We start from the raw sequence: 23,456 nt of genomic DNA, 5'->3' as shown, positions 1-23,456 counted from the left end.
TAGAATCTTTGAAAATCGGGTCAATCATTCCCGGGTGAACGTCTCGAACAATTGTCTTAAATAAATCTAAAATTTAGACAGGCCCCTCTTCCCTTTGTTTTTTCACAAAAACCTGGGTTTCTGTCTTTTGTTAACCGTTATAAATGGCAGAGTGATTGAGGTAAAATCCAAATTTTTGGAAAAGTTTTTTATTAATGCTTTACAGATTTTACAAAAATTTAAACATTTACCCGGAGCCCTTGAGTTCTGTATTGAACTCGAGTCAACCACGCCCTGTAACCATAACACAAAGTTCACTTTTGGTCAAAATCATACAAATTTTAATTATTTTTAGCTATTTTCAACAACCTTAATGTTCTCTTAATATTCCCCTAGCATTTTTTTTGTAAAATTGACGTTATTTATATTTTTAAGCTTGCCTGAGATACACCTTTCTAAGGTGACTTTAGCTTGACAAATTATCCATGCCCGTGATTTGTTAATCAATTTCCCGAGCAATACGAAACGATTCTCGGTGCGGTAGGGGCAAATATTTCCGGAGGACAAAAACAAAGCTTGGCGATCGCCAGTGATTATGATAAGTAGATGGCCATTTTGCTGAACCTAAATCGGGGAATTATTCCCAACAATGAAACGACCCCAGGTAAAGCCATGGTGGTTAAGTTGATATCGCCTGGAGTCTTGTTAAAGTCGGCCACTATCAAAGGAGATATGTGGTCTCCGAGTCTGAAAATTTAACCCTATCAAAAAAACTTTATCGTCGGGCAAGCATTCTACGAATTTCAGCATTCAACTCACGGAAAACCCCCCTGGGACTGACTGCGTCTAACATCTCTACAATCAGCTTGGTTTGCCCCATGCTTAACTCTCGATTATTGGTAAGGGACTCTAATTTAACTTTGACAATATGATTACGAATGTCTTCCTCCGACGCTTTCTCCGCCACCATAGTTGAAACAATTTTACTGGAATTAGCAAATTGAATAAAATCCTTATTGAGCAAATCGTATGAAAGTTCGCTTTTTTTGTTAGTGTACGCTCTAACAATAGCTTCGTACTCTTGGCTGCAGACCGTTTCCAAGTCCTCGGGGCCATCATCTTCAACGGCATCGGGGGGATTTGTTGGAACAGAAACTGTTGTCGTTAACTTAACTTTACCCCGCTTAGAATAGGGCAACCCGGAAGTCAATTCCAAAGCTTCCCGAAAAGCTTCTACAGGAAATAAGTCAACCGGAACGTTCGCCGCAAGGTCTGGTTCCCCAGAAGCTTTATTGATGGTAGCTAATCCTGACTGATCAGCATCGTAACGCAAAATTACGACACCAGATTTACTTGGATCTTTCAGTTTTTGGCGATAGGCTACAGCTTCAATGGTGGACAACTCAACCAATTTAGTTCTGATCATTTTTAGGTATTTGTGATTGAGAAATGGTTCTGAATAATATCAAATATCAATTAACATATGACATTTTTAGGATATCATGGTCTACCAATTTAAAGTTCGATTTAATAAACAAAATATTCCAAAAAATGAAGTTTATATTTCAGATTGTTTGGAGTAGAGAATTATCAATTTGAATCAGTAACATCATAGACTTTAAATGTTATCAAGCTAATCCAGTTTCATTAATTGCAACTCCGAAAGCATTGAACTGAGCCAGGGCCTGGGAGGAGCCAGGGACAAAAACGTTAGAGAAAACCCAGTTCCAGTTACTATCCGCATACCAAACACCAATCTCTCCAGAGCTTTGGTTTTGCCAGAGCACCTGGTTGATGCCCTCTACTGTTTCCGCAGCCAGGGCTTGCCAGTTACCAATGTCATTTTCAAAAGCCTCCCCAAGGTAACGTAAAGGAGTCGTCAGACCATCCCCAGTTTGAACATGATAGCCAAAGATTCCTCGCAGGAGGCTAATAGAACCCTCGGTTTCCACGTTGGTGAGGCTGTCACCAATAAGTTGATCATTGTTGATGTCAATTTGGAAGGTGACCTCGGCATTAAGAGTCTTCAAAGAATTGGCCGACCAAGTTTCAGAGGAAATCCAATTCCAGTTGGCATCAGTATTCCAAATACCAACCTCCTCGATGTCGGGATTTCGCCAGAGAATTTGATTGATCCCGTTAATCGTTTCTGCCTCTAGGATTTGCCAATTACCAAAGGTGCCATTGACAAAGGGTTGATTCTGGTATTTAACTACCATTTGTGTCTCGTCAGACAATTTGACGTGGAAAGAGTTGGCTAAAATCCCAGCTTGAATATCATTGGCGATCGGAACAACAGATGAAAAATTTGGAGGCGAAGAAAAGTTTTTCTCAATACTTTCAAATAAAGATTTATCGAAAACAAAATTTTCAGTTGTTAAATTTTCTTCTTGAATATTTTGTAGGAGAAGAATGTCTTTTTCAAATAGAGAAATAATGAAATCATTACCCTCTTGCCTGGAGGTAAAACTATTTAACCCTAGGGGGAAAGGAAAATCCACAACCCCAATCACATCTTCTTCTGGATTAAAATCTGTAATGACATTAATTGCACTGGTACTAAACCTCTGCCCATATTCTTCAATCGCATCAAAACTAAGACCACCCTCATCAATGACATTTTCAACAATGTTAATACCTAATGTTCCATTGGGATCATCGTAAAACCAGAATTGGTCCTTGCCACTCCCCCCAGATAGAGTGTTACCCCCAGCAGAAATACTGGCATAAATCACGTCATTGCCCGCACCAGCAAAAACCTCTTGATTGCTATTGACGATAATTCGGTCATCGCCATCGGTTCCCATAACATCGCCACTGAGGGATAAGGACTGCCCTTCGCTCTGTAAACTAGTTATTTTCCTGCCACTTAATAGTTCTTCGGCACTAATACGTGGCATTGGGCTGGGAAAATTAAAATTAGGATCAAAGTTCCCAAAATCATCATTCCCCGGGCTGACATCAACTAAATCATCTTGCTCATCGACAATACTATTATCATTGTTGCCTATAACATTTTCAAACAAAGAATTATCAAAGGTAAAACTCTCGGGGGAAAGACTTTCAACATTAACACCTTGCAAAAGAGCGACATCCCTGGCAAAGAGGGAAATAATTGCGTCATTGCCTTCCTGCCTTAATTGGACATCATTAACTCCTACGGGAACAAGAAAATCAGCAAAACCAATTGAGTCTTCATCAATGTCAAAATCTACAATCACATTTATTGAGCCTTCACCGAACATATCGCCATAAATTTGGCGGATAAACCTCTCCTGCTCATTTGCATCAGCAATACCAACATTTACTATTTTTATTGTTTCTTTGAAACTATCAATTACTTCCGCTGCCTGATCGTCATAGAACCAGAATTGATCCTTCCCGATGCCTCCGGATAAGGTGTTACCCCCTAAGGATATTCCTGCGTAAATTTCATCATCGCCTGCGCCGGCAAAAACCCGTTGACCAAAATCCACAATGATTTCGTCATCTCCCCCTAAGGCTTGTATTTCGCGACTCTCAGAGTCGATAACAGTGACATGATCGTTATCTTCCGTGAGAACAAAGGGACTTCCCTGAATGTATGGTTCCGGAAACTGTTGGAGTGATTCTGGCTTGTCTGATTTGATATTAGGCAAAAATGTATAACTAATCATTCTCGCTTCCTTAATTCCATTAACTTCTTCTTCCACAACTTTTGAGACCATTTGTTCTATGTGGCGATTTGTTAAACCTTCTAAAATCACCCTCGGTTCTTCTGATTTCCCCTGGCCATCGCGAAAAACCAGGCCTCGATAATCTTTGTCACCAATCGTTAGATGCTGATATGTTACGGAATACCTAATCTTGCCCCCGCCGTTATCTAAATACAGAACATCTAGTCCAGGATCAAAGTCTTTAATAACGGTCATTTTATCTAAAATACTAGGCTCCTGGGGGTTTCCTGCACTATACTTACTGATCGTTGAAAATATTTCCACCCCTAGGATGCCCATTTCCAATGCTAACTCTGGAATTTTCCCTCCTGGAACCACTGCCCCGGCGACACTAAGTACCTTTAGTCCTACTTTCAATCCTTTCAGAGAAAGTTTCGTAATATCTGCCACCATGGCTTGATTAATCGCATCTTTTCTGGAAATAGCAACGGTGGAAACAATAAAAATATCGGCTTCACGCCTTCCAGACGTTTTAGAATTACCGTAAATCAATTGAACTTTGTCTTTTGTGTTGGCTGAAGTGGGTAGTCCTGCCAAAATAATATCTGTCCCATCTCCCGCCTCAATGGTATTAAACCCCTTACCCCCGTCTATGAAGTCACCGATTGTCGGGACAACACCTTCAGCGTTTTCTAGGGTTTTGATAAACTCTTTTAACTCTTTGACCTGCTCCTCTAAACCGGGTAAAACTACTAGATCTTCAATCGGAACGGAATTGTCTCCCCCTTGGATTAGATCGTCTCCGTCACCACCAATGAGAATATTAAAACCCTGTTCGCTGATTTCTCCTGAGACTTTGATTACATCGTTACCAGGACCGCCATAGGCAAAATTATGGCCTGTACCAACATCTATAAAATTATCTCCATGGAATTCTGCGGGGGGGATAAAGCTACCTGAAGGGTCGTAGCCTCCATAAATAATATCGTTCCCTTCTCCTCCATAAATCGTATCATTACCGGCCATTCCTTGTATGGTGTCATTCCCCAGTCCGCCCCAGATTATGTCTTGAGTGTATTGGAGGACACTAGACCAAAGACCATCATTAGGAAAATAAAACGAATCTCCATAAATCAAGTCGTTCCCAGGACCACCGTAAATTCTGTCAATGGCATCGCCAACCGAGGAAGGATAGGCACGAAGTCCCCAAAGAACATCATCTCCAGGGCCACCCTCGATGATGTCACTATTTTCTGCACCAAAAATAGTATCGTTCCCGTCTTCTCCGGATAAGTATTTCCGCCCGGCCATCCAATTGCTCGTTATTGTATCGTTTCCATTTCCTCCCCACGCTGAATCAAGTCCAGGACCAACGTCAATATAATCGTCTCCATCCTCACCCCAGATTTGATCATTTCCATGTTCTCCGAAAAGCCGATCATTGCCAGGGCCTCCCCAGATCTGATCATCTCCTCCTTCTGCGAGAATCATGTCATCACCTTCTTCTCCGTAAAGTTTATCTGCTCCATCAGGAGTTCCACCAGGAATCCAGTCGTGGTACCCCCCACGGATGGCGTCATTTCCAAAGCCGCCATAAATTGTGTCCGAATCCCCTTCACCTGAAAGAAAATCATCTCCGTGGTGGCCGTAGATGACATCGTTCCCATTCGCTCCAGATATGGTGTCATTGGCTCCTGATAGGCTGGAAAAATTTCGACCATGGACAAGATCATCTCCGGATTTTGCCCAAACAACATCGAATTTATGACGATCAGATGGTCTGAGATCGATGTTGTCAGCTGATTCCGAGCCTTGCCATATTTTCCCCATTTTGAAACCCTCCACTGGACTCTAATACTTTAACTAGATAAAACTAAACTTTAATCAGATAAAGTTTTAGCCAGATACAGTGATGCTTAATTTTTACTCAATAACCCTAACACATAAAACAGTAAAAAATGAGGTAAATGTTATGGGGATTACATTTGCACAACGAATTCTATTCTGATATCATGAAATCGCAACAATTTGGTAAATCATTCTGCTTCAGAACGTGTTTAAAAAACACCCAATATTGAGGGAGTTAGGGGATAAATAAAATTTTTAAACAGATTTTTAGTTGTGTTCTCAATCGAATAACTGTAAAATAATCTTTGTTTCTTAGATTATGCTTTTAGCAATAATAAGTTGCTACCCGTAGGACTTTTTTCCCATCTTTATCTAGCCTTAAACCTTTGACTATTTTATTGGGAAAGATATTGTTTTTCAGATCATGGACAATTTGTTTGGCATGACCAAAGGGTGCAATGAAGTAAAGAACATAAATGTTTTCTCCCGAGTTTCTCTCTTCGACACTTAAATTAATATCATTTTCAATAAGTTCTTTTTCTACTTGATCATTAATAAAAGCCCAACAAGCAAAGCCAATTGGCTTATTATCTTTAACTGTCCGATAGATTCGATATTGATTCAGGTAGATAGAGGGCAAAAGGTAATTTATAATAAAACTAACAGGATACTTGGCAAAGTTCTGTGAAGCCCCCATTAAAAATACAATTTCGCCCAGTATTTTTAGAGCGTTTTCATTGATAGCAACTGTATATTTATCAGCAGTCATTAACTGTTATCGAATAAAAAACTAAAATCATATTATGCAATATTTGTAGTCATGTTAAAAGTTTAGAAGCCCGCCACGCATATTTAAGATTGTCGAGATGGGGAGCAAGACGACGCTCAACAAAATTAACCATAGGATAGTTATCAATGTCGACTCGACAGGTTGCTTTAGGAGCATCTGGCGCAGTTTTAATTTGAATATTCATAGCCGTAGCAAGCATGATCAAACTTCGGCTGAGGGGCTGAAGAGCTGGATCGACAAACATCTGGGTGTAGCGAATGGTATCGGGGGCGATGCGATGGGTAAGCATCCAGCCAACAACTTCATCTTTGTAACGCAGGCCTAAGCTGTTGAGGGATTCTAACTTATGACTTTCCACAAAGGGATTAAATTTTTTAATGAGCGGATTGGCTTCCATTGTGTTTTTAATTGCTTCTGCATCTGCTTCGGTGAGGCTCGACCAAGGGAAAAGCGAAAACTGAGCAGGAAGCTTTGCTGATAACTTGTCGAAATTTTTCAAAAGACTGGCATTTTTTAACTTCCCCATATTTCCGTAGCAGATCAATGCCGTTTTTGCTGGTTTTTCCCAATTACAGCTTGCAAGCATTTGTTCGATAAATACCTTATTGGGATTATCGAGGTAACCTAAGGACACTTTTTCGCAACCACGATGTATTAGTTCATTTTCCAGCGATCGCAGTAGCGCAGCACCGATTCCCCGTTGACGATATTCGGGAATGACAAACAGTGAACAAATCTCGGCAACCTTTTTTTCCTCGCAGATAGCATCTTTAGCCAGAACAAGACCAACGGGATAGCTTTCAATTTCCAGACCGAAAGCTATCCAAGAATTATCCTCTGAGATATGCAGCAGATGAGACTGATAGGCTGGGTAGGTTAATTCTTTAAAATTTACAGCCGAAACACTGTCCAATTGAATTGGTTCATACATGGAAAATCAGCTCAAAAAGTTTTAGCTATAGTCACAATATGGACGGGAAAACATTTGCAAATATCATCCCTGACTATAAATCTAAAGAATCCAAATCCCCCCAAATAGGGGGAACTTAAAGTGGCAGTTAAATTTCATAAACAGCTTCTAAATCAAGCTTAGATAAAAGTAGGCACTAGAGTCCTAATTGATTTAGAGGTGTTACAAAGACTAATTTTTAATAAATGCGTTGAACAACATAGAACCGCCACAAACTACCTCTAACTCAGCGTCAGAGAGTTCGCGGTACTTGGGAGCAGAAGACTGGGATTTTGTTTCTTGACGTTGCACAGACTTTTCAACTTTAGACATGGGAGTATTCCTCAAAAATGTTTGACTAGTGAAATGAAGTTTGTCCATCCACATCAAAAGGCTTGATCAATAAAGTCAGCCTTATCGAACTAAATTGTTTAAAACAATTTCCTACGCGTTTTTAATGGCAGAGTCAGGTAACTTCACATTGTCACCACAGATTATAGCGATGCCACCACAAACAACCTCTAATTGAGCATCAGAGAGTTCACGGTACTTGGGAGCGGTGGACTGGGATTTTGTCTCTTGGACTTGTACGGACTTTTCAACTTTAGACATGAAATTTTCCTCGTATGGCACTAGTTAAATAACTAATCTTTGTACCATAACAGACGCAAATTAATATAAGATTAAATTAAGGTTAAATTAAAATTAAGTTTTCATTATTTTTTGTTTACCTGCATTATTGATAGAATGCGCTAACAATAAAAATTGTAGTTGTATCAACTACTACATTTGATTTGAGATGGTATCGCTTAAGCAAAATTTACTTGGTGTAAAAAATCGCATTACTTGCATGGCTAAATATCAATGGGTTCAACAACAGAGTGGTGAGGACTGTGCGGCGGCAAGTTTGGCGATCATTGCAAAGCATCACGGACGCAATATCAGAATTAATCGAATTAGGGCGCTGGTGGGGACTCGCCAAGGGGGAACCACTTTACTCGGGCTTAAGTATGGGGCGCAGGAACTGGGCTTTATAACCTCAGCCATCCAAGCAGAACCGGAAATTCTCGACGAATTGGATGAGTGGGCTTTACCGGCAATTATTTTTTGGAAGGGATATCATTTCGTTGTTTTGTACGGGCAGGAAAAAGATAAATACGTCATTGCAGATCCGGCGATCGGGGTTCGTTATTTAGACCGCCAAGAGGTAATTAAGGGGTGGCAAGGGGGCATGATGCTCCTATTAGAGCCAGATCCCAAAGGATTTATTTCTCAACTTGATGAAGATCCTGTTCATCCCGTTGATAATCTGCTCAAACGACTGTGGGAATATCGAGAAATTTTTGGCAAATTATTTCCCCTGAATTTGGCCGTCGGTATTTTTTCCTTATCTACACCCTTATTACTTAAATTTTTAACGGATAGCGTTCTGACTAAATCAGATACCCAAAAATTAACCTGGGTTGCCATTGGCGTTATTTTGATTACAGTGGTTAATGCTATTTGTTCATTTTTACAATCCAATCTCGTTGCCTCCTTTGCGGAAGAATTGCAAAAAGGTCTCAAGCTAGAATTTGGCCTGCAAATCTTGAATTTGCCCATTACCTACCATGAAGCCCGTCGCAGTGGTACGGCAATTCGTCGTCTTTCCGATATTCAACGGATTAATTTATTAGTTTCTCAGTTAGTTATTGATCTCCCCATCAAGACATTTATTGGTCTTGTGGCCCTTGGTTTTATCGTCTTTTATAGTTGGCAGTTAGCGGCAATCGTGGCGGCGATCGGGGGCATTATGACCTTATCAACCATTGCTTTTCAGCCCATTGTCCGCCAGACAACCTATCGTTCCATCACTATGGCGGGGGAAAATGCTGGACTCCTGGCTGAATCATTTAATGGAGCCTTGGCCACCAAAACAACGGCGGCTTCTCCCCAATTATGGCTAGAAATTCAACATCGCTTGCAACGGGAATTTAAGCTTAATTACCGCACTGCTCAAATTCGCATTATCAACAATACTTTTTCGCAATTAATGGCGGGGATAGGCACAGTAATTATGCTGTGGTATGGCAGTGTTTTGGTTTTTGGCAATCAACTCAGCATCGGTCAACTTATCGCTATCTATGGTCTGCAACAAAGTTTTTTACTTTTGATTACAACTTTAGTGCAGTTTTTTACCGATTTCACCCAAGTTAAAGCTATCACTCGACTCCTGGCGGAGTTATTTGAGTACGAACCAGAAAATCAAGGGGATGATCTCAAAGACCCCATTGAAATTTCTCCCCAGGACGACATTGATTGTCAAAACATTAGTTTTTATTATCCCGGTCGAGTCAAGTTGATAGAAGATTTGTCCGTTACCATCCCCGGCGGCAAAGTTGTCGGCCTTATCGGAAAATCAGGCTGTGGGAAAAGTACCTTAGCAAAAATTTTAACCGGTCTTTATTCAGTGCAAGCTGGGGAAATTAACATTGGGAACCATAGTCTCGGGGATTTTTCCTTGATCTGCCTACGAAAACAGGTAGTGTTAGTTTCCCAAGATGCTTTTTTCTTCCATCGTTCCATTATTGACAATTTCCGTTTAAGCTCACCAGATATTACTTTGGAGCAAGTTATATCAGCTTGCCAAATCGCCCAAGCCCATGAATTTGTTAGTCAATTTCCAGAGCAATATGAAACAATTCTCGGTGCGGTGGCGGCAAATATTTCCGGAGGACAAAAACAACGCTTGGCGATCGCCAGGGCAATTGTAAACGATCCAGCGGTTTTGATTCTAGATGAGTCAACAGCTAATCTTGATCCGGTGACGGAAGCTGAAGTACTCAATAGTTTGCTGACCAAGCGCCAAGGAAAAACAACGATTTTAATTAGCCATCGTCCTAAGGTTATCAATTGTGCAGATTGGATTATATTTTTAGAATCGGGAAAGGTTAAATTTAGCAATACAATAAAAAAATTTCGTTCTGAATTTGGAAATGCCTCTGATTTTTTATCCCCTTAAACAAGATATAAAAGCATTATCAATTCTACTTTACGAGATTTTATTTGCTATCAAAATAGTATTAAAATCAAGAAAATTACCACATTATCCCAAGATCACTGGACATTAAAGATCGGCGGCGAAGTCAAAATTTATCATAAAAATGTATTAACTTATAATATTGCAGCAAATTTTCTGATTAATCTCTCAACAACCTCCGACTGGAGACTAACGAAGAGGCGGATACGTAGGCATTGATCGCCGATCAACTATATCTTTGAGGGTATGATTAGTGGGATTGTCATCAAACTAAGGTACTGTCACCGAGGTTATAACTATTGTTTTTTTCCTAATGGGCATTGAGCAAAATAATCCTATGGCTTTGCCCCTCTGGATTGCGGTGGGGCTGGCGGCGACCTACCTAGGGGCTGTGGTGTTAACCGCGGAACTGCTTAACCGCCTTTCCCTCAGTCCGGCGGAGGTAACTCGTAAAATTGTCCACATCGGAGCGGGGCAAGTGGTGCTGATTGCTTGGTGGTTGAGTATTCCTGGTTGGGTGGGGGCGATCGCCGGGGTTTTTGCCGCTGGCATTGCAGTGCTCTCCTATCGTTTGCCGATTTTGCCCAGCTTAGAAAGTGTTGGCCGCCACAGTTACGGCACTTTGTTTTACGCCCTTAGCATTGGTCTATTGGTGGGGGGATTTTTCTCCCTTGGACTGCCGATATTTGCGGCGATCGGTATTTTAGTCATGGCCTGGGGCGATGGACTGGCGGCCCTGGTGGGACAAAGGTGGGGGCGTCACCGCTACCAAGTCTTTGGTTTCCGCAAAAGTTGGGAGGGCACTCTCACCATGGTGTTGGCCAGTTTTTTGGTCACGGTTGTATTTCTTAGTTACACCTTCGGCTTCACAGTTATTGTCCTTGTTGTGGCTGGGACGGTGGCGATCGCCAGTGCTGGACTGGAGAGCTTTTCCCGCTGGGGCATTGATAACTTAACTGTTCCCCTGGGCAGTGCTTTGATTGCTTGGGCTGGTAGCTATCTTTGGTTGGGATAGTCCCTGGGGTAAATGGTTAAAATGCAAATACCATCCTGCTTTTCCACCATGGTTTTTACCCTTCCCCAGCCAACTAATTTACCCAGCACTAATGTCCGTTTGCCTATCCAAGCACTACACGGTCAATTGATCCAATGGCGACGGCAGTTTCACCAATACCCGGAATTGGGCTTCCAAGAGCAGTTAACGGCGGCCCACATTGCCGAAACCCTGACTAAATTAGAAATTCCCCACACCCCAGGCATTGCCAAAACCGGGATTATGGCGACGGTTGACAGCGGTAAGCCGGGACCTGTGCTGGCCATCCGAGCCGATATGGATGCTCTGCCGGTAACGGAAGAAAATGAAGTAGATTACCGTTCCCTCCACCCCGGTAAAATGCACGCCTGTGGCCACGACGGTCACACGGCGATCGCCTTAGGCACCGCGCAATATTTAGCGGCCCATCGGGATAGTTTTCGGGGCCAGGTAAAATTCTTTTTTCAGCCAGCGGAGGAAGGCCCTGGTGGTGCCAAGCCCATGATTGAAGCGGGGGTGCTGGAAAATCCGGCGGTGGATGCCATTGTCGGTTTACATTTGTGGAATGACCTACCTGTGGGCACGGTGGGCATCAAGCCGGGGCCAGTAATGGCGGCGGTGGAACACTTTGAATGTCAACTGTTCGGCCAAGGAGGCCACGGAGCCATGCCCCACCAAACCGTGGATACCCTGGTGATCAGTGCCCAAATTGTCATGGCTTTGCAAGGTATTGTGGCCCGCAATTTAAATCCCCTCCAGTCTGCTGTGGTTACTGTGGGACAGTTGCAGTCCGGCACTGCTTTTAACGTCATCCCCGACAGCGCCTATTTCCGGGGCACAGTGCGCTACTTTGACCCCAGTTTTGCTGGTTATTTTGCCCAACGCATTGAGGAAATTATCAAGGGCATTTGCCAGAGTCACGGGGCTAATTACCAATTTACCTACGAAAATATTTATCCCCCCGTGGTTAACGATCGCCGTTTGGCGGATTTGGTGCGATCGGCGGCGGCGGATGTATTACTCACCGATGACCATCTCCAACCGGATTACCAAACCCTAGCAGGGGAAGATATGTCATTTTTTCTCCAGGCAGTGCCAGGTTGTTACTTCTTCCTAGGGTCTGCCAATGGGGATCTTGGTTTGGCCTATCCCCACCACCATCCCCGCTTCAATTTTGACGAGGCTGTGTTGCCAGTGGGGGTAGAGCTATTTGTCCGTTGCGTGGAAAGGTTCTGCAATGCCTAGAAGCTGAAGGTGGTACGAATTACCCCCATTACCAGGGTGCCATTGGCGTTGTTGTAGTCCGCATTGGGTACCACCACAATACCGGGGGTAATGGAAAGATTGTCACTCACTGCCCACTGGAAAAAGCCTTCTAGGTGCAAGGAACTGTCAATGTCAGTGGTGGCAATGTCATCGGGGAAGACAATGGAACTACTGCTCACCCAGGGTTGCATACCCACAATAATCCCCGCCATATTCCCTTCCTTGATAATGTCGGGGAAAGCCAGGGTCACAGCCCAATTCCAAATATCTAAACTTCCTCTACCAATGCTGGCATCCGCCAGATCTATAGATTTGAGGGTGCGGGCCTTAGTAAGGCCTCCCCAACCCCCTAGGACAAAATGGTCGCTCAACTGCCAAGAAAAAGCGGCCCCATAGGCGTTGTGGGAAGTTTTGGCCGCTTCCCCAAAGGTGGTTTCCGTAAAGTAGCGAAAATTAGAGCGTTGGCTACCGGTGCTAGTGTCCAAGGTGTTATAGCCATAGCTATAGGTTAAAGCTACGGTCAGATTATCGCTGAAATCATAGTTTACCTGGGCGATCGTGCCAAAACTGCCGTTAAATAATCCTTCTCCCTGGGAAGGATCATTGCCAGCGGGGGCCAGGTAACCAAGGCTAAGTTGTAATTTATCCCAGGTGCCCTGGAGGGCCGCCCCGGTACCTTCCCCCAAGAAATAGATCGGGCTACGGGTGCCAAAGGTAGTCAATGCTCCAAAGGCTCCATCCCCGTCTAAAACATTGACTGTATTGGTGAAATCGTCGAAAGCGCCCCCGGCCCCCATGGCCCACAGACGAATATTTTCCGTGGCAGGAAAAGTATAGTACAAAACACTATTGCTGAGGTTGCCATCTTCCGGTTCCGTTGCCCCTAACACTGGCTGGAAAGTACCGGCAATGGGGCCATAGTCTTCTAAATTGCCACTGGATAGGCGAATGAACAGATCGTCATCTCCCCGAAAGCTAGTATTGAGCTCCAAACGGGTGCGGTAACCCAAGGTGGTGTTTCTGGTAATTGATTCAGTGCCATTATTTTTGTCGCCGCTGACAATGCCACTCAGGGCCGTCACCACCTGTCCACTTAATTTGGTGGTGGTGGAAAATTGATGGTCTTCCAGGTAAGCTGTGCGGACTTCCAAATTATCAACCCGGGCCCCCAGGGCGGCCAATTCCCCCTGAAACTCCTGGGCTAAGCGCTTCAACTTATCAACGTCTTCCCGTAAAACCGCTACGTTCTCCTGGATTAACCGCTCCATGACGTTCATGCAGGCATTTAGTCCCGCAGCAAATTCCCAACGGGATAGGGCTCCATCGCCGCGAAAAGTGCGGTCAGGATAACCAACAATGCAACCGTAGCGCTCCACTAAACTTTTGAGTGCTTCGTAGGCCCAGGCGGTGGGCTGCACATCCCTAAGCTCCGACACGGAAGTGATCTGTCCCATGGGGTTGGAGTCCATCTCTTCCACGGATTGACCGAACTGCAAAGGTTCAATTTTGCCCCCTGGTTCGGCTAAAGCTTCCCCCCCTCCCCCGGCGATCGCCATCAGGGCACCCAAACCCCACACTAGTGACAGTTTTCTTAACATAGGAGTCCTCACACCCTAGGAATTAGCCAACAAATTATCGAGAATATAGGCAACAGCCAAGGGAAAAACAATGCCCTTCCTCCCCATGGCCATCACGGGCAAACTTCTAAATAATGATAATCATTATCATAGCATGGGCTTTTCTGGAATTTTTTAGATAGATGGTTTCACCAAGCCGATTACTTCCTAATCCTTACTGGCCAAGCTCTAACCACTCTTCCGCCCGTACATTAGCCACCAACGTAAACTGATCACCACCTAGGGGCTTAACCACATAGGCCATGCCCTGGGGATCGGGATAAATTCCAGTTGCCGCCTCAAATAGATCGTCATGGCCAACAACAACATTATTAGTTCCAGGGGCAGGAATTTCGGTTAAAAATGGCATTAACAACGCTTTCATTTGGGCAATTTGTTCTGGGCTATAGTCTTCCGCTTTGGGAAAATTAAGGTCGCCATTTTTTTCGTATCGTCCAAAGGCTAAATCCGCTGTTTGCCAGGCTCGACAATATTGACTGGAAAAAACTTTGTCGTAGGGAATGGCGTATTTTTTGAATGCTTCACCGATCGCCTTGGCCTGTTGCCAACCGACCTCGCTTAAAGTCCTTTGGGTGGCGCAGTTACCCATTTCCGCTGTGACTTGGTCAGCATAATCCTTTTCTGTTTGGCCATGGCGAATGTAAATGACATACCCTCCCTGACGTAATGCTTCTAGCAAATCTTTCTTATTTAACTTGTCCTGAAAATCACGGTTAGCCTGTTCTCCTGGGGTCATTTCTTGCGCCGCAACCTTGGCTAGCTCTAGGTTTAGACCGCTAATTAAGCTGGGATTATTGGGGGAAAAGGAAACTTCCATGGATTGCACCCACAACATAACCCCAAATAATAGCAACCGGTTAGCCCATTTCATCAGCAAGCTCCTTAATAAAAATAATTTTCATTTAATCCCGGCAATTATCCTAGGGCTAAATAGGAGTTACTGTCAATAGACGAAAAAATGAACGGGTGAAATGCCCCTAGCAACCGAAGGCTTCAGTCCGCACCTTTTGAAGATTGACCAACGGCGATCGGACAACTTCAGGCAGGCAGGGGGCATTATTTGAATATTGCAAACATCGTCTTTTGCTCTATGGTTTTAATTTGCCCAGACCATGAAAAGCGAACTGGGGCAGATTGAAGAGGATTATAAAAAGAGAAAAAATTTGGCTCGTGGGGAAAATTCCATCCAAAGAAAGCCTCCAAAGTAGAGATCCCAGGCGGAAAAGCCGCTGTTGAGTGGAGGTCAATAAAACTTAATGAATTTTTTTAAAGCTAAAAGCCATTTTCCTCGCAAAACGTCCCCCCGTGCGTAAAATGGGGACTAAAGTTTTGTCACGTCCCTGACGAAATTCTTTAATAGGAGAACTCAATACCAATGGCTGAATCTAACCAAGTTGTACAAGCCTATAACGGCGATCCTTTTGTGGGGCATCTTTCCACCCCCATTTCCGACTCCGCTTTCACCCGCACTTTTATCGGCAATTTGCCCGCCTATCGCAAAGGCCTTTCCCCCATCCTCAGAGGTTTGGAAGTGGGCATGGCCCACGGTTACTTCTTGATTGGCCCCTGGACCCTGCTGGGCCCGCTGCGGGATTCTGAGTACCAGTACATTGGTGGTCTGATCGGAGCTTTGGCTTTGATCCTGGTGGCTACCGCTGCTCTTAGTAGCTATGGACTGGTTACCTTCCAAGGGGAACAGGGTTCCGGCGACACTCTGCAAACAGCCGATGGTTGGAGCCAATTTGCTGCTGGCTTTTTTGTGGGTGGCATGGGAGGTGCCTTTGTGGCTTACTTCCTGTTGGAAAACCTCAGCGTTGTGGATGGGATTTTCCGGGGTCTATTTAACTAAATAACCTTATAACCTTTAAACTGTTTCAATTTTGCCGTTGCCACGACGGCCTGAGCTTACAATCATCCAATTAATAAGGAGTATTAACTAATGGACGGTTCCTACGCTGCATCTTACCTGCCTTGGATTTTGATTCCTATGGTGGGTTGGTTATTTCCCGCTGTGACCATGGGGTTGCTTTTCATTCACATTGAGAGTGAAGGCGAAGGTTAGGCTGGAAAGGTTTGAAGACTAATGGTCTTTTAATTGAAAATGTCTAACCATCTTTGGGTGGGTCAGGATTCCTCCGTTATGCGGGGGATTGGACATTTTGATTTGTTACTCCGCCAGCGGGTGGGGTATTTTTTTTGTGGGCTTATCAAAGGCTTGTGTAGTTTTTAACGGATATTTGGGCAAGATGACTGAACCGATTCGTTTACTAATTGCCGCCAGTGGCACGGGGGGGCATCTTTTTCCGGCTTTGGCCCTGGCCCAGCAGTTGCCGGACTATGAAATTATCTGGTTGGGGGTGCCCGATCGCCTGGAGACGACCTTGGTACCCCGGCAATATCCTTTGCAAACGATCCCGGTGGAAGGTTTCCAGGGACGGCCCAGCTTAAAAACAATCAAGATTGGCTGGAATTTATTACGGTCAGTATTCACGGTTAGAAAACTGATTAAGAGCAAAAAAATTAATGCTGTGGCGACCACAGGGGGTTATATTGCCGCTCCGGCCATTGTGGCAGCTAAATTATGCAACATTCCGGTAATTTTCCACGAATCTAACTTTATTCCCGGTAAAGTAACCACTTGGTTGGGCCGTTGGTGCGACACAGTGGCGATCGGTTTCCGGGGCACAGCCAAATATCTGCCCAATTGTGCAACGGTTTGGATTAGCACCCCCGTGCGGGAGCAATTTCGTCAGCCCCAGTCTTTGGATTTGCCCATTCCCCCAAACAGAAGCTTAATTGTGGTGGCAGGAGGTTCTCAGGGAGCAGTGACAGTCAATCAACAAGTTCGTAGTTGTGTGCCTGCTTGGGTAAATGCGGGGGCCTTTATTGTCCATTTGACCGGCAAGAACGATCCGGAAGCGGCCACCTTTAGCCATGACCATTATTTATCCCTGGAATTTTTCGATAATATGGCGGCCCTGTTGCAAAAGGCGGATTTAGCCATTAGCAGAGCCGGAGCGGGCACCCTAACCGAATTGGCTGTCACCCAGACCCCCTCCATTTTAATTCCCTATCCCTTTGCGGCGGAAAATCATCAGATGTATAACGCCCAGGTGTTTGTTGATGCCGGGGCCGCCCTAATGTTTGCCCAAAAATCCCTGACGGCGGAACAGTTGGAACAAGCTGGGCTAGACCTGCTCCAGAGTCCAGAAAATTTGGCTACCATGGCCAAAGCTGCTGGCACATTGGCTGACCTCGATAGTGCAGAACAGTTAGCGGCGATCGTCCGGGCATCAGTGGAAAAATCCCGCTGACATTGACCCAGCCTGCTGCAACGTAGTCACTGGGTTCATCCAAAAGACTGTTGTAAAATCCAACCTAATTTTCCCCAAGCTTGGGGGAAACTCGGGAAAGGTTTCCTAGTCAGTCGATTTAAGGGCAAACCCGAACTTTGCCAACACCTCCCAAATCAAGATAAAACTTGATCACTATTTTTAGTTTGTGAATCTATGGGAAAAACAATGCCAGCTCCGTTTCCCTGCCCCAACTAAGCAGAGGATAATTAAACACCAATCTAGGGAAAATAGTCCTGGGTAAGCAGTCATTCCTAACCAAGTGAGTTACATTGAATAACCTAGGTAAGTAAATAAACTCACTCAAAAATTTCCGGATCCTATCCCCGTCTTCGCTCCCCACTATGACTACGACAGAATTAACGGCGGCCACCCTAACTCAACTTCAGCAAGAAATTAATCGGTTACAACGGGAAAATGATGATCTCCACATTGCCTTGACCACGATCGCCGAACATGGGGACATGATCGAGTCATTGCTGAATGAAACCAATGTCAAGCTCAGAAGCGAAATCCTGGAACGACAGCGGGCAGAGGCGAAGTTACAAAATATTCTCAGTTTAATTTCCCGGGAAAAGGAAGACCTAGAAATTATTGTGGAAACCATCATGCAACATGGGGACGTGGTGGATGCCCAATGGCGACAAAAACTAGGGGAAACCGCAGAGTTACTTAACCTCGATAGCCTCACCCAGGTTTCCAACCGCCGCCATTTTGACCTCCATCTGGCCCAACAATGGGAACGGGCCATGGATAGCCAAGAGGCGATCGCCCTGATTTTATGTGATATCGACCATTTCAAACAATTCAACGACTTCTACGGCCACCTCAGTGGGGATGACTGTTTGCGGCGCATTGCCAAAACCCTCAGTGCCACCCTCCGCAACCCGTTTGATCTTTTTGCTCGCTACGGTGGTGAAGAATTTGGTGTAATTTTGCCCCAGGTGACCAGTGAAGCTGCCCAGCAGATTGCTAAACGGATGCAGGCCTCTCTGACAATGCTAGAAATTCCCCATCACCATTCCCCCACTAGCGAATTCGTCACCATGTCCTTTGGCATCGGTCGCCTGTATCCCCAGCCGGGACAACTCCCCCTAGACCTAATTGCCCAAGCGGACGAAAATCTTTACAAGGCGAAACGCCAGGGCCGGAACTGCATTTTCGGCCATTGATTTTTCGAATAAACCAAGTGAGCTAGTCCCATAGACATAACCATGAGCACTGACCAAACCAACGTCAGACAATGGGGAGAGTTCCTCGATCCCATTCCCCCCAGCGACGAATTTCTGACCCTAAACTTTTCCCTCGACCGGGTAAATCGTTTACAACGCTGGCGCAACTATGGCCTGTCAGCAGACTTTTTGGGGGACTACTTTGCCACCTTTTTTCCCGGCAACGGAGCAGACGACGGCCTTAGTCAGCGGGACACCATCAAAGGCTCCGTCAGTTATATTGCCAACGAATTGTTGGAAAACGCCGTTAAATACAGCACCACCGACCATGATTGTCCCATCACCATTACTCTCCATCTCTACGACCATAAATTAATTTTTGAGACCAGTAATATTTCTCCCCTGCCAACCACCATTGACTATGAGAATTTCATCAAAGTGCTATTAGAGGCAGATCCGCTGGAGCTATACATGGAACGACTAGAAAAATCCGCCCTGGAAGATTGCGAAGCGTCCCAGATCGGCTTGTTGACTATGATTAACGATTACCAAGCTCAGTTTGGTTGGCGATTTGTCCCGGTTTCCGGTTCCGAGGATTTGATCAAAGTTACGGTGATGACTCACTTGGGTGTCGAAATTTGAGCAGTGGTAGCTAAGAAAAAATTATTCTCCCCAAATCCCTAATTTTATTGCGACCTATTCCCATGGAAATAACCACTGAAGACTATCGGATTTACTTTGAAGAGGCCAACAAGACCCTTTACTTTCGGGGCTTTTTGCGGTTGGAAGGCATGAAGGAATATCAGCCCATTATGAACACCATGCTGGAGATTTTGTCTGATTGTAGTGAGCTGATCATTAACTTAGAGGGGTTAGAATTTCTCAATAGTTCCGGCATCAGCATGCTGTCTATGTTTGTGATGAAGGTGCGGGGTAAGGAAGACACCAGCCTAGTTTTTAAGGGTTCTAAAAACATTCTCTGGCAAATGAAATCCTTGAGAAACCTCCAACGACTGATGCCTGATTTAACCTTGGAATTCGTCTAAAATTCTCGATGGGAAACGTGGCTAGGTTAATATTCCCTCTCTTGATCTACTGGTGTTGGGAATGGCAAGCCATCGGACAATTTTCCCCCTCTTGGTTGTGGTTGACCCAAAGCTCACCCCAGGTTTTTACCGGCTGAAATAGTTCTGCCAAAGCTAGACTAGGAAACTCCACCTTCTCAATTTCTCCCTATGGCCCGCAGACCCCCACCCCGTTACACTCCTCCTCCCCGTCCCAGCTATGATCGGGATTATGGGCCCCCGCCGGGAAAAGCCCCTGGTAAGTTCAGCCTGGGGGCCATCAACTATGGCACGATCGCCTTATTAGCGGGAATTTTTGTTTTGGGCATTGGGGTAGGCATTGGTTTTAGTTCCACCGCTAGCTTTAGTCCGGAAAATGTGGCTTCCAGGGAAGTGATTGACCGCAGTGCCCCCAACGCTGAAGTGTGTGTACAGTTTGGCTCCAGCGCCATTGTCACCGATATGCGGGTGTTTGTGACCCTGAATCCCTTTAATGTATTTGTCACCCAACCAGTGATGCAACCGGGCTGTGTGTTGCGCCGCAATAACTGGAGCATTTTAGAGCGGGAAAAATTGGTGGACAGCCGTCAGGTCAATGATTGCAAAAATCGGATGAATACCTTTGGTTTCACCGGGCCTCTGGAAGGTAATCCTCGCATTGATTGTATTTACCAAAATGAAGCGGCTGGGAATTTATTCACCAATCAACCGGGGGCAGTGGGGCCCAGGCCAGCTACGGATAAGTTTTAGCTCCTGGATCCGTTTGAAGAGTTGTCCTAGGTTATGGGGCCAATCGGGACTTTGCCGACATTCTTGCATTTCAAGTGTGGACCACCACTTCAACTTGATCCCGCAGGACAATTCCCCCCTGGACTGCTTGCTGAACTATAGGTAAAAGCTGATCGATTTTCCCACGGCGATCGATAAAGGCGGGCACTATTGCCAGCCAAAATTTGTTTTGGTCGCTCCCTTGGGTTTTCCATTCCCGGTGGATCTGCCCACTGGATTACATGGAGGATTAGGACCCTGGCATCATTCCGCCGGCAATAATGCCTTGGGGCGAGATTGCACTGCTCTTAGAACTGCCTGTATCGTGGCTTTAGCAGAATTGACATTGGTTGTTTTTGCTGCAGAAAAAGTTAAGCTAAATTTGCCAGAAGATTATTAATAAGAGTTAGTAAATTTGCCAAACAATCTAATTAATCAAAATTTATCGATGGAGATTATCACCCCCTTCTTGTAAATGAGAACGCCGTAAATCTAGCCATTGTTGTAGAATAATTTCCGCCGCTTGTTGATCAATTAAACCCTTGTCATAACTAGAAAATCTTTTCCGCGCTTTTAACTGATTTTCCGCTTCTACTGAACTTAACCGTTCATCCATATACTCCAACGGCAAGTGTAACTGCTCCGCCACCCGTCGCGCAAATTTTTGCACCTGTTTAGCTTGAGAACCAATCTCTCCAGCCATGGTGTAGGGTAATCCCACCACCAACAGATTAACATTCCTTTCTTCCACCAATTGCTTAATCTGAGCAATGTCTTGATCGTAGGAACTGCGGACAATGGTGGTAATGCCAGTGGCAATCAAACCAGTGCCGTCACAGCCCGCCACCCCGATACGTTTTCGCCCCACATCTAAGCCCAGGGCCGCTACTTTTTTGCTCATAACTACATGATTAACTGTGAAAAATCTCCCCTTAACTTAGGTGAAATTTTAGCTTTAGAGAGGGTCTGAAAAGTGCAAAGCTAGGTATTCATCCTTCCAAATCCTCCCACTAAAGCTCCGGCTTAAAAAGGAGGTCTTTTGTAACAGTTCTCCCCTTCCCAAGGGGGGTAGGGGGGATTAAACAGCCACAACTCAAATTTTTAAACACTTTCCTAGAGAGGGTCTGAAAAGTCTAAATTCTCCCTGTACATCTCATCATACTGGGAAATTTTGAATTGAATTCCCTACATAATTGAGGGACCAGGGGAGGTATTTTAAATTTTTCTTAACCCTGACGAGATTTGAGCAAAATTGCTAGAGTTGCTACTACTTTAGTATTAAATTCTTCTTCAAAAACAACTTTTTTATAATCTAAATTCCATAGTTCCAAGGCACAGTCATCGTCGGGATCTTTGGGGGTAATGTGCAAATGTAACTGCCGTTTATCTTGATCATAACGACAATCAAAGCTTTCAATGGCTCCCACTTGGCGACGGTCCAAGGCCACCGCTAAGCGTAGCAAAGAACTTAATTGCCGCACCGCTAAACGGTGGGGTTCAGATAATTTAATGTAATCATCGTGGCGTTTTTTCGGCTTACTACGGCGATGGTAACGGGCAATATTGGCAATTAGTTCTAGCTCAATTTCTGTGTAACCTAGCAGTTCCGCATTACGAATTAAATAATAGGAATGTTTATGGTGGGCGGAGTGGCTGACATAAGTACCACAATTATGCAAAATTGCGGCGGCCCAGAGCCATTCCCGTTCCGTTTCCCCCCAGTCGTGTAAAACTCCCCGCAGTTGATCGAAAAAGCTGGTGGCAAATTGGGCGACCCTTTCCCCAAAACCGAGATCCACTTGGTATTTGCGGGCGATTTTTAGCACTCCCCGTTGACGAATTTCTCCCTGGAAACGCATCCGGTCTTGGATTAGCCCATGGGTGAGCATCCAATCGACGATCATGCCTTCCCGCAACGCCCGCTCACAGATGGTGATGCTATCCAATTCCAGCATGGTCATGGCTTCGAGTAGAATCACTGCCCCCGGCAAAATAATTTCCGCCCGGCGATCGGACAGGCCCGCCACTTCAAACCGTTCTTGGCAGTTGAGACCAGCCAATTTTTTGACCCATTCCTCCACATCTTTTTGGCTAATGCTGTAACCCTGAATGGGATTGGGAACCTCTTTTTGTTTTTGTAAAGCGGTCATGGTGGCTAGGGTTTCAATGGTGCCGGAAGTCCCCACCATTTGAGCTTTTTCCCCTCCCTTGAGCCGTTGTTTAATCTCATCCACTGGGCGCTCCAGCATGCCCCGCACATAGGCCCGCAACACGGCCAATTCGGTGGCATCAATGGGATCGCTGTGGACAAAGTCTTGGGTGAGCCGCACCGCCCCTACTTTGGTACTGCTTAAAAACCGCACGTCCCGGCGATCGGCCAAAATTAGCTCCGTAGAACCGCCACCAATGTCGATCATCACATGGGGTACTTCATGGAAATCCATGCAGGAAAATACCCCCAGGTAAATTCGTCGGGCTTCCTCTGGGCCAGAAATTAAATCCACCGTTAGCCCCACTTCCGTTTGCACCCGGGTAAGAAAATCTTGGCCATTTTTGGCTTCCCTAGTGGCACTGGTGGCCACAGCGATAATGTTTTCCACTTCCAAACCCTTGGCCAATTCCACACAACGTTTCAAAGCGGCGATCGCCCGATTCATGGCCGCTGGAGTGAGGTTATTAGATTGGGGGTCCCGATCGCCTAGGCGGACAGTATCTTTTTCCCGAGCCACAATAGTAAAGGTGGCCAGAACTGGATCAATGCGGACAATGACCATGTGAACGGAATTGGTTCCAATGTCGATGGCCGCCAACATACAGGGGTCAACAATCTGGGCAGAGGAAGGAGCCATGGGTTAACACTCTCAAGGGGACAGGAACGGGGGAGTTAGGGTCAAAACTCTACCAACCAGCCTAGGGCCAATT

At 45.1% G+C, this 23,456-nt stretch carries 21 protein-coding genes; 11 read left to right on the top strand and 10 right to left on the bottom strand.

Features of this window, described 5'->3' with window-relative positions; genetic code table 11:
• Positions 1 to 754: 754 nt before the first annotated feature.
• From H6G46_RS01105 to H6G46_RS01085, 5 genes are all read right to left on the bottom strand, one after another.
• Positions 755 to 1,381, bottom strand: a complete 627-nt coding sequence (locus H6G46_RS01105) for a hypothetical protein (RefSeq protein WP_223211307.1) — start codon at positions 1,379 to 1,381, stop codon at positions 755 to 757.
• Positions 1,382 to 1,607: 226 nt separating this feature from the next.
• The gene (locus H6G46_RS01100; protein ID WP_010874246.1) at positions 1,608 to 5,480 is read right to left on the bottom strand and encodes a hypothetical protein; all 3,873 of its coding nucleotides are present in this window, start codon (positions 5,478 to 5,480) and stop codon (positions 1,608 to 1,610) included.
• Between the two features lie 328 nt (positions 5,481 to 5,808).
• Complete coding sequence (locus H6G46_RS01095) at positions 5,809 to 6,252, bottom strand: toxin-activating lysine-acyltransferase (protein WP_010874247.1); 444 nt, start codon at positions 6,250 to 6,252, stop codon at positions 5,809 to 5,811.
• A 49-nt stretch (positions 6,253 to 6,301) separates the two neighbouring features.
• On the bottom strand, positions 6,302 to 7,204 hold the full coding sequence (locus H6G46_RS01090; RefSeq protein ID WP_010874248.1) for a GNAT family N-acetyltransferase: 903 nt from the start codon (positions 7,202 to 7,204) through the stop codon (positions 6,302 to 6,304).
• Between the two features lie 210 nt (positions 7,205 to 7,414).
• Positions 7,415 to 7,555: a hypothetical protein gene (locus H6G46_RS01085; protein WP_158299086.1), complete on the bottom strand. Its 141-nt coding sequence runs from the start codon at positions 7,553 to 7,555 to the stop codon at positions 7,415 to 7,417.
• Positions 7,556 to 8,072: 517 nt separating this feature from the next.
• On the opposite strand from H6G46_RS01085, the gene H6G46_RS01080 reads away from it, so the two are divergent.
• The 3 genes from H6G46_RS01080 to H6G46_RS01070 all read left to right on the top strand — a co-directional run bounded on the left by H6G46_RS01080 (position 8,073) and on the right by H6G46_RS01070 (position 12,519).
• A complete protein-coding gene (locus H6G46_RS01080; RefSeq protein ID WP_223211308.1) occupies positions 8,073 to 10,223 on the top strand; it encodes a peptidase domain-containing ABC transporter in 2,151 nt (716 codons plus the stop codon).
• 331 nt (positions 10,224 to 10,554) lie between these two features.
• The gene (locus H6G46_RS01075) at positions 10,555 to 11,256 is read left to right on the top strand and encodes a phytol kinase (RefSeq protein ID WP_010874250.1); all 702 of its coding nucleotides are present in this window, start codon (positions 10,555 to 10,557) and stop codon (positions 11,254 to 11,256) included.
• 48 nt (positions 11,257 to 11,304) lie between these two features.
• The gene (locus H6G46_RS01070) at positions 11,305 to 12,519 is read left to right on the top strand and encodes a M20 family metallopeptidase (protein WP_014407165.1); all 1,215 of its coding nucleotides are present in this window, start codon (positions 11,305 to 11,307) and stop codon (positions 12,517 to 12,519) included.
• On the opposite strand, the gene H6G46_RS01065 is transcribed toward H6G46_RS01070, so the two are convergent.
• Positions 12,516 to 14,138 carry an iron uptake porin gene (locus H6G46_RS01065; RefSeq protein ID WP_020861914.1) on the bottom strand — a complete coding sequence of 541 codons (1,623 nt, stop codon included), beginning with the start codon at positions 14,136 to 14,138 and terminating at the stop codon, positions 12,516 to 12,518. The two genes, H6G46_RS01070 and H6G46_RS01065, sit on opposite strands and share 4 nt — an antisense overlap.
• A 193-nt stretch (positions 14,139 to 14,331) precedes the next feature.
• Entirely contained in the window at positions 14,332 to 15,048 is a 717-nt protein-coding gene (locus H6G46_RS01060; protein WP_010874253.1) for a histidine phosphatase family protein, read from the bottom strand.
• A 504-nt stretch (positions 15,049 to 15,552) separates the two neighbouring features.
• Here H6G46_RS01060 and H6G46_RS01055 point away from each other — a divergent pair.
• The 7 genes from H6G46_RS01055 (at position 15,553) to H6G46_RS01025 (ending at position 20,516) form a co-directional block, all read left to right on the top strand.
• The gene (locus H6G46_RS01055; protein ID WP_010874254.1) at positions 15,553 to 16,026 is read left to right on the top strand and encodes a photosystem I reaction center protein subunit XI; all 474 of its coding nucleotides are present in this window, start codon (positions 15,553 to 15,555) and stop codon (positions 16,024 to 16,026) included.
• A gap of 90 nt (positions 16,027 to 16,116) precedes the next feature.
• Positions 16,117 to 16,239: a photosystem I reaction center subunit VIII gene (locus H6G46_RS01050; protein ID WP_010874255.1), complete on the top strand. Its 123-nt coding sequence runs from the start codon at positions 16,117 to 16,119 to the stop codon at positions 16,237 to 16,239.
• A 184-nt stretch (positions 16,240 to 16,423) separates the two neighbouring features.
• A complete protein-coding gene (gene murG, locus H6G46_RS01045; RefSeq protein WP_020861913.1) occupies positions 16,424 to 17,491 on the top strand; it encodes an undecaprenyldiphospho-muramoylpentapeptide beta-N-acetylglucosaminyltransferase in 1,068 nt (355 codons plus the stop codon).
• Between the two features lie 383 nt (positions 17,492 to 17,874).
• Positions 17,875 to 18,702: a diguanylate cyclase gene (locus H6G46_RS01040; protein WP_010874257.1), complete on the top strand. Its 828-nt coding sequence runs from the start codon at positions 17,875 to 17,877 to the stop codon at positions 18,700 to 18,702.
• A 42-nt stretch (positions 18,703 to 18,744) separates the two neighbouring features.
• Positions 18,745 to 19,344 (top strand): hypothetical protein, encoded by a 600-nt coding sequence (locus tag H6G46_RS01035; protein WP_010874258.1) that lies wholly within the window; start codon positions 18,745 to 18,747, stop codon positions 19,342 to 19,344.
• A 62-nt stretch (positions 19,345 to 19,406) separates the two neighbouring features.
• Positions 19,407 to 19,748 (top strand): hypothetical protein, encoded by a 342-nt coding sequence (locus H6G46_RS01030; RefSeq protein WP_010874259.1) that lies wholly within the window; start codon positions 19,407 to 19,409, stop codon positions 19,746 to 19,748.
• A gap of 189 nt (positions 19,749 to 19,937) precedes the next feature.
• Complete coding sequence (locus H6G46_RS01025; RefSeq protein WP_010874260.1) at positions 19,938 to 20,516, top strand: DUF3172 domain-containing protein; 579 nt, start codon at positions 19,938 to 19,940, stop codon at positions 20,514 to 20,516.
• 70 nt (positions 20,517 to 20,586) lie between these two features.
• Here the strand turns inward: H6G46_RS01025 and H6G46_RS18595 are convergent, their stop codons facing one another.
• Positions 20,587 to 20,703, bottom strand: a complete 117-nt coding sequence (locus H6G46_RS18595) for a DUF190 domain-containing protein (protein ID WP_143705309.1) — start codon at positions 20,701 to 20,703, stop codon at positions 20,587 to 20,589.
• 33 nt (positions 20,704 to 20,736) lie between these two features.
• Here H6G46_RS18595 and H6G46_RS01020 point away from each other — a divergent pair, with 33 nt between their 5' ends.
• Complete coding sequence (locus tag H6G46_RS01020) at positions 20,737 to 20,934, top strand: hypothetical protein (RefSeq protein WP_143705310.1); 198 nt, start codon at positions 20,737 to 20,739, stop codon at positions 20,932 to 20,934.
• Between the two features lie 42 nt (positions 20,935 to 20,976).
• Here the strand turns inward: H6G46_RS01020 and ruvX are convergent, their stop codons facing one another.
• Positions 20,977 to 21,435, bottom strand: coding sequence for a Holliday junction resolvase RuvX (gene ruvX, locus H6G46_RS01015; RefSeq protein ID WP_010874261.1), 459 nt, complete (start codon positions 21,433 to 21,435; stop codon positions 20,977 to 20,979).
• Positions 21,436 to 21,760: 325 nt separating this feature from the next.
• Positions 21,761 to 23,383 (bottom strand): Ppx/GppA phosphatase family protein, encoded by a 1,623-nt coding sequence (locus H6G46_RS01010; protein ID WP_010874262.1) that lies wholly within the window; start codon positions 23,381 to 23,383, stop codon positions 21,761 to 21,763.
• Positions 23,384 to 23,456 lie beyond the last annotated feature (73 nt).

Source organism: Synechocystis sp. FACHB-908 (genome assembly GCF_014698595.1).
Classification (GTDB): domain Bacteria; phylum Cyanobacteriota; class Cyanobacteriia; order Cyanobacteriales; family Microcystaceae; genus Synechocystis.
Note: the sequence above shows the minus strand (reverse complement) of the source record. Positions and strands in the feature narration are given on the sequence as shown.

What these genes read in the sequence shown, in the direction of transcription:
- ruvX (WP_010874261.1), bottom strand. Translation starts at nt 21,435, where the DNA reads ATGAGCAAAAAAGTAGCGGCCCTGGGCTTAGATGTGGGGCGAAAACGT.
- H6G46_RS01055 (WP_010874254.1), top strand. Translation starts at nt 15,553, where the DNA reads ATGGCTGAATCTAACCAAGTTGTACAAGCCTATAACGGCGATCCTTTT.
- H6G46_RS01040 (WP_010874257.1), top strand. Translation starts at nt 17,875, where the DNA reads ATGACTACGACAGAATTAACGGCGGCCACCCTAACTCAACTTCAGCAA.
- H6G46_RS01080 (WP_223211308.1), top strand. Translation starts at nt 8,073, where the DNA reads ATGGCTAAATATCAATGGGTTCAACAACAGAGTGGTGAGGACTGTGCG.
- H6G46_RS01090 (WP_010874248.1), bottom strand. Translation starts at nt 7,204, where the DNA reads ATGTATGAACCAATTCAATTGGACAGTGTTTCGGCTGTAAATTTTAAA.
- H6G46_RS01060 (WP_010874253.1), bottom strand. Translation starts at nt 15,048, where the DNA reads ATGAAATGGGCTAACCGGTTGCTATTATTTGGGGTTATGTTGTGGGTG.
- H6G46_RS01030 (WP_010874259.1), top strand. Translation starts at nt 19,407, where the DNA reads ATGGAAATAACCACTGAAGACTATCGGATTTACTTTGAAGAGGCCAAC.
- murG (WP_020861913.1), top strand. Translation starts at nt 16,424, where the DNA reads ATGACTGAACCGATTCGTTTACTAATTGCCGCCAGTGGCACGGGGGGG.
- H6G46_RS01085 (WP_158299086.1), bottom strand. Translation starts at nt 7,555, where the DNA reads ATGTCTAAAGTTGAAAAGTCTGTGCAACGTCAAGAAACAAAATCCCAG.
- H6G46_RS01070 (WP_014407165.1), top strand. Translation starts at nt 11,305, where the DNA reads ATGGTTTTTACCCTTCCCCAGCCAACTAATTTACCCAGCACTAATGTC.
- H6G46_RS01025 (WP_010874260.1), top strand. Translation starts at nt 19,938, where the DNA reads ATGGCCCGCAGACCCCCACCCCGTTACACTCCTCCTCCCCGTCCCAGC.
- H6G46_RS01050 (WP_010874255.1), top strand. Translation starts at nt 16,117, where the DNA reads ATGGACGGTTCCTACGCTGCATCTTACCTGCCTTGGATTTTGATTCCT.
- H6G46_RS01095 (WP_010874247.1), bottom strand. Translation starts at nt 6,252, where the DNA reads ATGACTGCTGATAAATATACAGTTGCTATCAATGAAAACGCTCTAAAA.
- H6G46_RS01075 (WP_010874250.1), top strand. Translation starts at nt 10,555, where the DNA reads ATGGGCATTGAGCAAAATAATCCTATGGCTTTGCCCCTCTGGATTGCG.
- H6G46_RS01010 (WP_010874262.1), bottom strand. Translation starts at nt 23,383, where the DNA reads ATGGCTCCTTCCTCTGCCCAGATTGTTGACCCCTGTATGTTGGCGGCC.
- H6G46_RS01035 (WP_010874258.1), top strand. Translation starts at nt 18,745, where the DNA reads ATGAGCACTGACCAAACCAACGTCAGACAATGGGGAGAGTTCCTCGAT.
- H6G46_RS01065 (WP_020861914.1), bottom strand. Translation starts at nt 14,138, where the DNA reads ATGTTAAGAAAACTGTCACTAGTGTGGGGTTTGGGTGCCCTGATGGCG.